The sequence below is a fragment of the Desulfovibrio sp. JC010 genome (genome assembly GCF_010470675.1).
In the GTDB taxonomy this organism is placed as follows: domain Bacteria; phylum Desulfobacterota; class Desulfovibrionia; order Desulfovibrionales; family Desulfovibrionaceae; genus Maridesulfovibrio.
On sequence record NZ_VOIQ01000005.1, the window covers coordinates 47183 to 59777 of the forward strand.

The 12595-nt window shown below is 50.6% G+C and carries 11 protein-coding genes; 1 reads left to right on the forward strand and 10 read right to left on the reverse strand.

The window, feature by feature from the left end:
• Window positions 1–26 precede the first annotated feature (26 nt).
• Together FMR86_RS06945 and FMR86_RS06950 are read right to left on the reverse strand one after the other, a co-directional pair.
• Window positions 27–911 carry a DUF2156 domain-containing protein gene (locus FMR86_RS06945; RefSeq protein WP_163350370.1) on the reverse strand — a complete coding sequence of 295 codons (885 nt, stop codon included), beginning with the start codon at window positions 909–911 and terminating at the stop codon, window positions 27–29.
• On the reverse strand, window positions 904–2295 hold the full coding sequence (locus FMR86_RS06950) for an MATE family efflux transporter (protein WP_163350371.1): 1392 nt from the start codon (window positions 2293–2295) through the stop codon (window positions 904–906). The genes FMR86_RS06945 and FMR86_RS06950 overlap by 8 nt, the downstream gene beginning before the upstream one ends.
• Before the next feature lie 286 nt (window positions 2296–2581).
• Here FMR86_RS06950 and FMR86_RS06955 point away from each other — a divergent pair, with 286 nt between their 5' ends.
• The gene (locus tag FMR86_RS06955; protein WP_163350372.1) at window positions 2582–2989 is read left to right on the forward strand and encodes a winged helix-turn-helix domain-containing protein; all 408 of its coding nucleotides are present in this window, start codon (window positions 2582–2584) and stop codon (window positions 2987–2989) included.
• Window positions 2990–3070: 81 nt separating this feature from the next.
• On the opposite strand, the gene FMR86_RS06960 is transcribed toward FMR86_RS06955, so the two are convergent.
• From FMR86_RS06960 to FMR86_RS06995, 8 genes are all read right to left on the reverse strand, one after another.
• Window positions 3071–3913 (reverse strand): hypothetical protein, encoded by an 843-nt coding sequence (locus FMR86_RS06960; RefSeq protein WP_163350373.1) that lies wholly within the window; start codon window positions 3911–3913, stop codon window positions 3071–3073.
• 273 nt (window positions 3914–4186) lie between these two features.
• Entirely contained in the window at window positions 4187–6445 is a 2259-nt protein-coding gene (locus FMR86_RS06965; protein WP_163350374.1) for a carboxyl transferase domain-containing protein, read from the reverse strand.
• Window positions 6446–6454: 9 nt separating this feature from the next.
• The gene (locus FMR86_RS06970) at window positions 6455–7873 is read right to left on the reverse strand and encodes a biotin carboxylase N-terminal domain-containing protein (protein WP_163350375.1); all 1419 of its coding nucleotides are present in this window, start codon (window positions 7871–7873) and stop codon (window positions 6455–6457) included.
• A gap of 398 nt (window positions 7874–8271) precedes the next feature.
• Window positions 8272–8976: a tetratricopeptide repeat protein gene (locus FMR86_RS06975; RefSeq protein WP_163350376.1), complete on the reverse strand. Its 705-nt coding sequence runs from the start codon at window positions 8974–8976 to the stop codon at window positions 8272–8274.
• A gap of 184 nt (window positions 8977–9160) precedes the next feature.
• Window positions 9161–10432 carry a Y-family DNA polymerase gene (locus tag FMR86_RS06980; RefSeq protein WP_163350377.1) on the reverse strand — a complete coding sequence of 424 codons (1272 nt, stop codon included), beginning with the start codon at window positions 10430–10432 and terminating at the stop codon, window positions 9161–9163.
• Window positions 10432–10866: a LexA family transcriptional regulator gene (locus FMR86_RS06985; protein WP_163350378.1), complete on the reverse strand. Its 435-nt coding sequence runs from the start codon at window positions 10864–10866 to the stop codon at window positions 10432–10434. The genes FMR86_RS06980 and FMR86_RS06985 overlap by 1 nt, the downstream gene beginning before the upstream one ends.
• A 96-nt stretch (window positions 10867–10962) precedes the next feature.
• Complete coding sequence (locus tag FMR86_RS06990) at window positions 10963–11886, reverse strand: exopolyphosphatase (protein WP_163350379.1); 924 nt, start codon at window positions 11884–11886, stop codon at window positions 10963–10965.
• 131 nt (window positions 11887–12017) lie between these two features.
• Window positions 12018–12440 (reverse strand): universal stress protein, encoded by a 423-nt coding sequence (locus tag FMR86_RS06995; RefSeq protein WP_163350380.1) that lies wholly within the window; start codon window positions 12438–12440, stop codon window positions 12018–12020.
• Between the last annotated feature and the right edge of the window lie 155 nt (window positions 12441–12595).

The window sequence follows — 12595 nt, forward strand, 5'->3', positions numbered from 1 at the left end:
AAAGCGCGATAGCGCATCAAATCAAACTATAATACTACCAATTCATACTTCTTCATAAAATGCACGGGATTGTATGATTCTTTTGCTTTGCGCAGACCGGGTTCACCTAAGTCCTGTTCACGGTTGACGAATTTTTTGTCGCTGGCGTTGTTTTCGAGGAACATCTGGTTGATGGCCTGATAGACGCCTTTGAAATAGGTGTTTCCTTTTTCAAAATGGATAACGATGGTGTCGTCCCCCAGCGGCTCGGCGATGGTGTAGGCGATGATGCGGTTGCCGATACGCAGGGTTCCCCCGGTCAGGTTGCGGATGGTATCCATTTCCTTGAGGACTTTGGCGATGGCCTCGTTCTCGGCTACAAGTGCATCGGAATGGTTGTTCTCTTCCTGCCAGCGATACCATTCGAGCTGCATTTCAAGTACTTCTTCTACGCAATCGGGGGTGATTTCGCGGTACTCGTAGTCGTATTTTTTTATGAACTGGCGGTAGAGGTTCTTCTTTTTGTGAAAACGGTTTCCGCGCAGCTCAATGAGTTCCTGTACAGAATAGACGTAGTCAAAGTGGTCGCGGACTTCGGTTATTTCGATTTTGTCACCGAAGATTTCTTTGAGATGCAGGGCCAGTTGCTCCGGTACGCGGGTGAATTTGGTGCCCGGAGTATTCAGAAGTTCGCATTTTTTCCAATCGGCACTGAACCAGTCACCTATGGGTGCCCAGTTGATGACTTCGGGGTTGGTCCGGCGCACATGGATCAGGCCGGATTCGCTGCAACGGATTTCAAGGCCGTAATGTTCGGTCCAGCCCCAGATGTTGGCAAACGTGTAGTCGGAAGTGCGTTGCGGACAGGCCGCAAGGGCCTCCTCAAATCTATCCTGACAATCAAGGGTGATGGGTTTAAACTCATTATTCATTGCTGGTCCTTTTATTCTTTTTCTTGATCATGCTGAACTTCTGCCAGTTTCTGCACGAGAATGTGTAAAAAATTATAGAGGCTTGTACGCCTTGGGAAATAAGCATTGCCATCCAGATGCCGGTGGCGGAATGGAGTACTTCGTGGCCGAGGAAATAGGCCAGCGGCAGCCTGCATCCCCAGACGGTGATGGCGAAAATGAACAGGTTGTAGATGGTCGCGCCCGCACCGTTCAAGGCCCCGGCCATGATCATGGAGGTCAGGGTGAAGGGGATGGCGAGCATATTGTAGTAAAGATAGTTTACAGCTTCATCAAGAACCACCTGTTCCGGGGCGATGATGGAGGTTACCGGATAAATTACCTGCCAAAGCAGCAGCGCGGTGATGCTTAGGAATCCGATAGCCAGAAACAATATTCTATACCCGAATTTCTTGGCCTCGTCAGCTTTGCCGTCGCCTAGATAGTGACCGATGATGATGGAGGCGGTCATGTTGAAGGCGAATGCGGGCAGGAAGAGGATGGATTCGATGCGGATGCCCGCGGTCATGCCTGCCAGCGCGATGACGTTGTTTTCCGGCAGGCTGGCGGTGATGGAGTAGAGTACCATGTATCCGGAATGCCAGACAATCTGCATGAGCCCGCTGGGCCAGGCCACTTTAAAGAGATACGGCAGTGCGGCTTTCATCCAGCGTATGGGAGCCATGGTTTTGCGGCGCAGATGTCCAAGACGAAGCAGGGCGGCCATGTTGAACATGGCCCCGGCGGTGATGGAACCGAAGGTGGCCCATGCCAGACCTTTGTAGCCGAGATCGGGCATTCCCCACATGCCGAGGCCGAGGCCGAGATCTCCGATGGTGTTCAGGGTAGTGATGATGATCATGCTGTAAAGGGGCAGCATGACCCGTTTCTGGGCCCGGAAAATGGCATTGGTGATGATCTGCATGTAGTAGATGGGCACGAGATAGAGGAATACCTCGATGAAATACTCCATCACATAACGCATCTCCTGCGGCACCTGCAGCACGGTCAGAATTCCGTTGCGAAAGGGAAAGCCGAGCACAAAGATGGTTCCGCCGAGCACGGCTCCAAGTATGACGCATAATCCTACATACCGAATAGAGCGTTGCAGCAGCCCGGCACCGATGGACTGGCTGATGGCCGCAACTGCACCGTTTGCCGTAGCCATGGCGATAACCAGAAAAAAGAACAGGGACTGGCTGATCATGCCCATGGAAGCCTGAATCTCACGGCCCAGCTTGGATGCCACCCAGACATCCACAAGGCCTATCATCAGGTGGAAGATCATCATCAGTATCTGCGGCCATGACAGGTTCCATATGGTTCTGTATGGAGCGTTGGTCATGTCTGCTGTGGTCATATTCATAAGCTGGAAAAACTCCGTAAAAATTCAAATAGTCCCCAGCCGTATATTGCAAAATAATTGTTATTGAATCAGAGGAAAGGTGGATTTGGCTGCGGAGCTAGGAGTTTAGTTACAGTTTCAGGAAAAGCAAGGACTCAGTTGGTAGAATGTCATTTTTGTCCGGGCTTGTTTTTACGGGATATAGATTCATTCTCATGACCTGAGTCAGTGTACTTTGTGTTCTACTTTGTTTATGCTAGGAAAAACATGAATTCAGAAATGACTGGTAAATACAGGAGAGTGCTTGATGTCGAGTGATGAAAAATTCTGTCCCAGGGTGCGGTTGAATCTGTGGCTGGAAACAGAAGAAGGTATGCTTTTCGGTCTTGGCAGGGCGCAGTTGCTGGAACAGATAGAAAAACAGGGGTCGCTGAATAAAGCTGCCAAGGCACTCGGCATGTCCTATCGCGCGGCATGGGGCAGGCTCAAGAATACCGAAGAAGTGCTCGGCGATTCGCTGGTGCTTAAGACCCGTGGCCGCAAGGGCTGCAGTCTTACCCCTCTTGGGGAGCGGGTGCTGGAAGATTACCGCCAGTGGGTGCAGGAAGTTGAGAATTTCGCAGTCATGACTGCCCGCAAATCCTTCCCTTGGAATATCGCTTCTTATGAAGAAGATATGGAGCGTATTGCTCAGGAGAAGAAGGGCAAGAAGTAACGTTCTAATTCAGCTGAAATGTAATTGAAGCCCCCTTGCAATTGATATTGCAGGGGGCTTTTCTGTTTTGAGATACCGTTTTTATTCCAGCATATAGTCAAGATACTTATTGTCCGAGGGGCGGTTGTTGTTTTGATTGTTACCGTCGTTGTTCTGGGTGTCTGGATTGTTATTGTTGTCAGGCTTAGGGTCCGGACGGTTTTGATATGTGTTGCCCGAGTCGTTGATTGTGTTCGTGTAGGTGGAGCTTTGGCTGGTCTGCCGGGTGCAGCCCGGTCTGTTCACGTTGATTGTCGGGTTGATGTTCACGTTGGCATTGGGGTTGGTGTTCTGGCTTATGACCGGGTTGGGGCCCGGCAGGTTCTGCTGGTTATTGTTGTTGGTATTGGTATTTGAATAGCCTGAATTGGTCGGTCCTGATACTCCGGGAAAATACCATGCGTTCATGGCATTTCTCATCTGGATTCTGACCCGTTCATGTCCCTTCATGGCGTAGCCTATGAAGGTGTAGTTTATCCCCTTGTAGCGTGAAACCACGAGGTAGGAGTCATACCATTTCCCATCATGGTCATAGCCTGAAAAAAATCTGAGTATTGCCGGGTAACCGGAAACGTGTCCCGGCAGCTCATTTAACATTTTTTGATACGGTAAGCCCTTGCTTCGCAATCTTTGAGTCCACTGTTCAATCTCTGTCAGCAGTGAGTTTGAGGTCCTTTTGGAGTATAATTGAATGACAGCGTCATTTGTCTGCGGAGTGCATTGTTTGAGAAGGTGGCTGACGTTCCATAGCGGAGGCACTCTTTTGGTTCTTGTCCAGTCGGAAGGACATTGCAGACCGTCGGCCATGTTTTGTGCGATGGAGGCATGAGGCAGTAGAATGGTTGCCAAGCATGCCAGAATTAATGATTTTATTGCCTGTTTCATTTTGCTGCCTCCTGTTTAAAGAAAATTCTTATTCTTTTATTTGTAACTCATTCTCAGAAACAAAGACAGTATCTTAAGTGAATAATTTAGAACGGCGAAGCCCGATTAAAAGTTTTTGGGGTTCTTAGCCCTTTTTTCAAAAAGGGCTAAGCCGCCGGAGGCAAAGATCTTTGATTAAAAGCGCGAAGCGCATCAAATCTGTCTTTAGAAACTAGAAGGCCCCCGGTTCCATAGAAACCGGGGGCCTTCTGTATATGAGGGGTGTGTGGTGTCTTATCTGTAGTACAGATTGCGGCCACCTACGGTCAGGAAAGCCTGATGCAGGTTGCGGCGGATGTCGCGGCGATCCCAGATGTCCTGAATGTGACCTCTGGAGAGCGCGTTGTATGCGGAATGGTAATCCGGCGGAATTTCCATGCCGGTGGTTTCCTTGATAACGCCCGGACCCGCAAAGCCGATGCGTGAGGAACGCACAGCGTACTGGTAGGGGGAGCAGCCGAGGAAACTTGCCACCGGACCGGCGTAGGAGTTGGTATCGTAAAGAACGATATACAGCCCGCCGGACTCGATGTAGCGGCGTACAGCCATGGTTACGCGCGGCATCTGGATCAGGCCGTTGGTGCCTTCCTGAATACGGATCCCGGCAGTGCCGTGTACGTAAGCGAGGAAGGGGTAACGTTTCTTGCCTGCCAGCTCAAGGGCGCGGATGAATTTTTCACCTTCTGCCGCACCCACGGAGCCGCCGCGGAAGGGGGCTACGAGGGTGGCGCAGGTCACCTTGGTGTGCTTGATGGCTCCTTCAAAGGTGATGCAACCGGACTGCAGGCCGGTTTTGGCCTTGGCAGCGTCGAGGCGTTCCTGAAAGTTCGGGAATCCGGTGGGGTTTGCGGAGCAGATGGATTTGTTGAACTCGCGCACTGTGCCCCAGTCAAAGAGGTTGGCCATGTACCAGCGGTATTCCATGGGAAAATGGTGACCGCAGGTGGGGCAGACCCCGGCGAACTCGTCGAACAGGTCGCGGGACCAGATTTCGAGACAGCCGTTCTTTTCAGCGTTAGGGCAGGTGATTTCCTTGTCCTCGCTTGCGCGGGGGCTGATGTAGTGACGGTAATCAGACGGCGGAAGATCCGGCTCTGCATCATCGGAGAGCTTGGTCAGGGCCGCTTCAACTTCGGACACGCTCTTGGAGCCTGCACCCATCTTTCCGATGAGCATGTGCTTGAGCTTGTCGAACTTGTTGGTCACAACGTGCATTTCGTCCTTGGCTTCATCTGCAAGGGCCTGAATCTTGGACTGGTACTTGCGGATCATGTCGTAGCGGACTGTGGAGTACGCTGCGGCCATGGCGTCAACTTTTGCGGAGTTGAGCTTTTCAAGGAAGGAACGTTTGTCCTCAAAGGAATCCTGAGCCATGCGGCGGTATTTTTTGTAACGCTTCCAGAGCAGGCGGTCCTTGGCATTGGGGCTGATCTGCCAGCGTACGAATACGGATTCGTCAGTGATATCTTTTTTATTGCGGTTCTTGATGGCCGCTTTACTGAACAGGCGGAGGCCCTTGACGCTCAGTACAACTTCATCGGTTGCGCGGATGACTTCCGCACGGACCATCTTGTAGAAATCAAAATGTTCGGGACGCGCACCCAGAGCGGGTTCGCGGATAATGCCGTCGATGTAACCGAAACGCAGGTTGTCGTCCGCAGTGATGCACTGGGACTTGGCGCAGGTTTCGATCAGTTCGGCAGGAGCGCGCTCACCGCCGCGGATGCGGCCTTCAATGGCGGCCGCGCCTTCGGGGGAGATAACGGAATAGTAGCCGTGGGAAAGCATGAGACGCTTATCAGCCATGGCGATGGCTTCAGCACCGCCGGAGCCTCCCTCGGAAATAACGGAAATGACGGGCACATCAAGGCCGCACATTTCGTAGATGTTTTCCGCGATCTGCTGCGCCGCACCGGGGTAGTCTTCCACCGGATAGGAACCGGGGGTGAATACGTAGGTGTGGATGGGGATATTCTCGCGGGCGGCAACTTTCATGTAGCGCAGGGCGTTGGCATTACCCCACGGCTTGATGCAGCCGCCGTTGCGGAATTCCTGACCGTGGCCTTTTTCCTGACCTACGACCATGACCGGCTGGTTGTGGACTTTCTTGCCCACGCGGCGGGTGATGTAGGCCCGTGCGATGACCATGCCGGGGTCGATGCTCATGTCATCCTTACCGCCGACAACAGTGTAGTTGTCGTAGACGTTTTCAAGGATGTCTTCGAGGCATATTCTTTCGGAATGACGGACGATGCGGACCTTGTCCATGGCGGAGAGGGTCTTGTCGATGTCCTTTTCCAGTACTGCGAGGCTCTCATCGTAAGAGTTGAGTTTATCCCACAGTTCTTCCTGAGTCTTATTTATGCTGGTTTCAAGGAATGCATCAAGTTTGCCTGCGAACGCAGTAAGGCGTCTGTCCTCGGCATCACCCAGAACATCACGCGCATACTGGACCCTCTTGACCAGTCCTTCCAGTTTTTTTTCTATATCCATAATGTATTATTAGAATTCCAGTATGTTTGTTGTTTTCTTGGCCAGAAACTTAAGGTTGGACTTCAGGGATACTTCCTTTCTGTCCTTGCCTTCCAGAACGAATTCGTCAAGGAATTCGAGCCCGCGTTTCTTGGATTCCTCAAGATCCTTGCCCCAGATGATGGCCAGTGCCAGGTTGGGGTCAAATTCTGTGGGAATCTGGTAGGGCAGTTCTTTGGGAATGTGTGTGTGCATTTTGAGCCATTCGTGCTCGTCCCAATGGAGGTTTTCAATCTTGCCTGCCCACGGAGCGAATTTTTCGTCTGTGTCTTCCGCAATGATTCTGTATTCGATTCCCACACCTTCGAAGGTGATGTCGTCCTGAGAGTAGCCCATATCATCACCCAGTGCGAGTCTGATCTGTTCTTTGATCAGGTTTACGTCCGGGTTGCCCTTGATGCGTGAAATGGCGGCGGAGACACCGTTTTCAACCTGAATACGGGTGTTTACTTCCATGAGGAAGGGCGCGCCTTTGGGGGTTACAATCCATTCCCATGTTCCCACGTTGTCGTAGTTGATTTCGCGGGCCATGCTCAGGGAGTGTTCCACAACGTCGTCGAGAACTTTTTTGGCATCAAAAGAATAGGCGATGCTTTCAGGGCAGAATCCGGGGGCTACTTCAATTCTTTTTTGGCGTCCGGGGCTCTGTACAGAGCAGTTACGGGTGCCGAAGTGAACGTGTTTTTTACCGGAACGTTCGGAAACTATCTGGACTTCAATATGGTTGAAGTCGAAGATGCGCTGCTCAATGAGTACGCCTTCATCGTTGAAGGTACGCAGGGAGTAGTTTCTGATGCGGCGGTATACCTGACGGAATTCCTCAATGGAGTAAACTTCGTCAATACCCATGCCGCCGCCGCCGGCAGATGCTTTTACGAGGACAACGGGATTGCGTACGCCCTGTTCTTTCTGGAATTCGAACAGGTTGGATGCGATTTCTTCCGCTTCCAGTTCGTCGTAGATGGCTCTGTCGGAACCGGGGATGGTGGGAACACCGAGCTTTCGGGCAAGGCGTTTGGTGTTGATCTTGTCACCAAGATCACGGATTACCCACCATGAGGGTCCGATGAAGGTCATGGGACGGTCGCGCTCGGTTACCCGGCGTGCGAAACGGAAGTTCTCGGAGAAGAAACCATAGCCCGGATGCACAGCGGTGCAGTAAGTCTCATCGGCAACGGAGAGGATATCCCCGGCATCGTTGTAAGACCTGATTTTGTAAACCGCAGCTTCACCGCCAAGCTGTTTGGCAATGGTTATGTGTCCGGAATCCTTGTCCTCTTCTGTGTATACGCTGACAAAACTGAGTCCGAGATCTTTACACGCCTGCATGATGCGCACGGCAATCTCGCCTCGGTTGGCAATAAGTACTTTATCTGTTTTGGGATTCAAAATGACTCTCCTGAGTCTTTCTGGTTAATTTCAATATATAATGTTTGCTGAACTGTTTTTTTCAAAAAATACGCAACCGTTTTAAGCCAAATAAGGCTTCTGTCAAGTTAAATATAACTAACACTTACGTAGGTATAATAGGGCCTGTTCCGGTGTGGAAAGGAAAATTATAACCAGTAAGATAGGTTAGGTTGGTGGTTTTGTTGAAAGTTGACTTTACAGGACTGTTTTATTTTTGTGAATGAACTCCGCCAGAACTCATTTCAGCTTGCCCTGATAAAACAAACATACCTTCTTAGTCAAATTTTCCGGCTGTTGTTAATGGGCTGTCTGCGGCAAAAGAAAATCCCGCATTTTATTGCTAAAATGCGGGATTAAAGTCGCTTGCGCAAATAATCTTAAATGAGTCCGAAGCTGATCGTATCAAGGAAGTCAGATTCTTCTTCCTCTTCCTGAGGTTTAGCCGCAACAGGCTCATCGGTGCTCTCGGCGGATGCTCCTATGAGTCCGAAACTGATTGTATTCAGGAAGTCGGTATCTTCTTCCTGTGCTCCTGCTGCAGGTCCTGCCTTGGCTTTTGTGGATTCTTCCACGATTTTATCCACCGCAAGATTCTTTTTGTCATCCGGAAGGTCCAATTGGGCTACAAAAGTTTCTGTTTCGGAAATCTTCTGCGGAGTGAATTTGTCCTGCCAGACGGACATGCGGGTATAGATGGTTATGTGCTCAAGGGCTTTGTCTGCATTTCCGAGCTCTTTGTAAGCCCGGGCGAGCTTTTTATGGGCCAGCCTGATGTGACCCTGGTCCAGTTCAAGCCGGAGCCCTTTGTTGATGGATTCAACAGCTTCAGTGAACTTGCCTTCCCGGAGGTAACAGTCGCCGAGCATGATGTAGCTGGGGCCGTATTCCGGGTTGGAGTCGATTGCCTTTTCAAAATAGACCGAGGCCGCCTTGTCTTTGTTGAGCATGAAGGCGACTGTTCCGGTCTGGTGAAGCCCGGCGGCTTCGTTTTTGGTGCCGCAGCCGGTAAGCAGGGCGGCGATGATCAGGGGCAGCCCGATAAGGGTCGCCTTGGTCCTGATGCTGGTAAATGTATTATTCATAGTTTTTTAGACAGTAATCCTATTTTTCCCCGACTAGGGCTTTTGAGTTTTACTTTCACTTCGTTTAATGCCCTAAAGTTTTCGAATGGGCAAGCAGGATCGGACTGAGATTTTGTTTTTAACAATTCTAAAGGGAGGGGAGGAAATTGACCGGAATTATTGCTGTGTCTGTGATTTCAAAGGATTACCCGATCTTGGGGAGTTCGTCCCAGCAGGTGGTGTAGGCCGGAGATTTAAAATTCCTGTTCATCTTCCAAGGCTGCTCAATTCCTTCAGATGCATAGCTCAGGGTCTGCCTTCCGAAGCGACCGTTGGCTGAGTCCAGCAGGGTCATGAGTTTGTCTTTTTTGTCTTCATCTTCTTTGCTGTCCATTTCCAGCAGGTTGCATTGGCGGTTGTATTTTCCGCAGAGATCAAGCAATACCACCCCGGTCTTTTTGTAGCTGTATCCTTCTTTGTATATGGAGCGGATACATTGGCGGGCCGTACGGATCAGCTCCGGGGTGTAATCTGTGGCGACAGTGAACATGCGGGTGGCGCGGTTGGAGTACTGGGGCAGGTTGTTGAAGCGGTTGGTGGTCAGGTAGACCATTACACCACGGGTCATTGATTGCTGTTCGCGCAGTTTTTCTCCGGCACGGGAAACATAGGCGGCAACGGACTCTTCAAGGTCGGATAGTTTTTTGACCGGACGTCCGAAGGAGCGGGATGAAGATATGGTTTTCTTGGGTTGCGGGGTGTTGTCCAGCTCAAAGCAGGGCGTGCCGCGCAGCTCAAGAGCGGTATGCAGTCCGGTTACGGACATATTTTTTTTGAGCCAGAGGTTGGGCAGATCCCGGAAAGCGCGGGCAGTGGATATTCCTCGGGCGATGAGCCTTTTCCCATGCCGTCTGCCGATCCCCCAGATATCGGTGACCGGGACTTTTTCCAGTAAGCGGTCCATGTCATTTCGTGCGCAGAGGCTGAAGGTTCTTCCGGTTTTTTTATATTTTTTGGCAAAGTTGCTGGACAGCTTTGCCTGTGTTTTGGTTTCCCCGAACCCTACGGAAACCGGAATTCCGGTCCATTTGAGGATTCTGTCCCTGATTTCCTGTCCGATGGAGGGGAGTTCGCGGAGCATGCAGGGCGGGAATTCAAGAAAGGATTCATCGATAGAATAGACCTCAAGGTCCGGGGTGATGGAAGCAAGGGTGGAGGTTACCCGCTGGGAGAGGTCTCCATAGAGGGCGTAGTTGGAGGAAAAGACTTCCACATCATTATGCAGGAAAAAATTTTTGTATTTATACGCCGGAACACCCATGGGCACCCCGATGGCTTTAGCTTCCTGTGATCGGGCTATGACGCAGCCGTCATTGTTGGAAAGGACAACTACCGGACGATTTTTGAGTTCCGGGCGGAAAAGTCTTTCGCAGGATGCGTAGAAATTATTGCAGTCCACCAGCGCGAAGATTCTCATCAGACCGCCTTGTGGATGATGTAGGTCACCACCCCCCAGATTTCAAAGGAAGTTTCAGCGGTGATTTCCAGTGGCGAATAGTCCGGATTTTCCGGGATCAGGTAGAGTCTTCCGTCCTGTTGCCTGATTCGTTTTACGGTCAGTTCTCCGTTAACCACCGCGATGATGATGGAGTTGTTGCGGCTGTCCATGGAGCGGTCCACCACCAGTATGTCCCCTTCCCTGATGTTGGCGTCGTGCATGGAATCCCCGTAGGCCCGCATAAGGAAAGTTGCAGCTTTATTGCTGATCAACTGCTCATTGAGGTCCATTTTTTTATCGATGTAGTCGTCTGCAGGGGAGGGGAAGCCTGCCGCGACCTCGGACAGGAGCAAAGGCAGTTTGGTCCTGCCGGCGGCTTCAGGAAAGAGTATTTCCGGGAAAAAATGTTTCATGTTTATTTTGTATTGACTTTTGCTGTGTTTTGTCAATCTTAGATAAACAATATGCGGAAAAAAGAACCTGAACACAGACGCGCTCAGGTCCTTTTGCTATTCGTAACTTTTTTCCATGAACATGGCTACCATCTGGCCGAGGGCAGCGTCCGCTTCATCGTGGGGGACCTGGCAGGTTCCGACCTGTTTGTGTCCGCCGCCGCCGAACTTGAGCATCACGCTTCCCACGTCCACTTTGCTGGTGCGGTTGAGGATGCTGTGGCCCACGGAAAACACGGTGTTCTGTTTCATCTTGCCCCAGATAATCTGGATGCTGATGTTGCATTCAGGGAACATGGAGTAGAGGGTGAATCTGTTGCCGGGATAGATCTCTTCCTGTTCGCGCAGGTCGAGAATGGCTACATTGCCGAACATCTCAGTGCGGCTTTGCAGCATGTCGCGGAATTGCTTGTCTCTTTCAAGGTAGAGGTCCACACGTTCCTTGACGTCGGGCAGGGCGAGGATTTCAGTGATGGGCAACTCGCGGCAATAGTCAATGAGATGCTCCATGAGCTGATAGTTGCTGACTTTGAAATGTCTGTACCTGCCCAGTCCGGTACGCGGGTCCATGATGAAGCCGAGCAGAATCCAGCCTTTGGGGTTGGCGACTTCCTCGGCAGTGAGGTCTCCGCTGTCCACCTTGTCCACGTAGTGGAGCATTTCGTCGAACTTATCAGCGAATTTTTCGTGGCCGCCGAAATACTCCCAGATAACACGGGCAGCACTTTTAGCTGATTTGGACATGCCTTTGTAGTCAAGGTTCATGCTGAGGCGTTCTTCTTCACTTGAGTGGTGGTCGAACCAGTAGCCGCAACCTTCTATATAAGGAACGTTGGCAACAATGTCGTTGGGGTCACCGGGGTAGCGTCCGTCCTGTACGTCTTTGGGATGGACAAACATCCAGTTGTCCATGATCCCGATTTCCTTAAGCAGGACCGCACAGGCCAGGCCGTCAAAGTCTGATCGTGTCAAAAGCCGCATTCAATTCTCCGTAGGCTGGGAATGATAATTAAAATTCCACGAATAATTTTTTGAAATACTTAATTGAAAACAAGCTTAATTACAATCTCATTTTAATTATAGATTGTGATTACGCAAAACTTTTACACAGCCTATTTGATAACCAGTACCGGGCATTCGGCGATATGCAGGACTTTGTGGGTTACACTGCCCACAACAAGCCCTTCAAGGTCGGATTTGCCCTTGGAGCCCATGATGATCAGGTCGCATCCTTCTGTTTCCGCAACAGTCTTGATTGATTTTGCAATGGAGCCGCCGATAATCTTTTCTTCATAATTAATGTCTTTTCCTTCTAAAAGGGCGGTCTTTTTTTTGAGGACTGCGTATGATTCGCGGGTGGCGTCATCAATTGCTTTCTGGAAGTTGGGCTCGCCCAGTCCTGTGGGTACAGGGCGGTGGCAGTGCAGGATAATGATGTCGGTGCCTGAGATTTCAGCAAGGGAGATACCGTATTTGACTGCACTGTCGGAGTGTTTGGAATCGTCAACCGGGATAAGTATTTTTGAAAAGATCATGTCTGTTCTCCTTGGGGTGTTTACGGGATATTACTTTAAGCTGCGTTTTGCTGCAACAGTGGGGAGCTGATCAGTTGCCTAAGTTGTTTGTTTTGTTGTGACTGAATGGTTGATCAGCGGTGATTTAAGAAAAATAAACCTCTTTTGTGTACGTT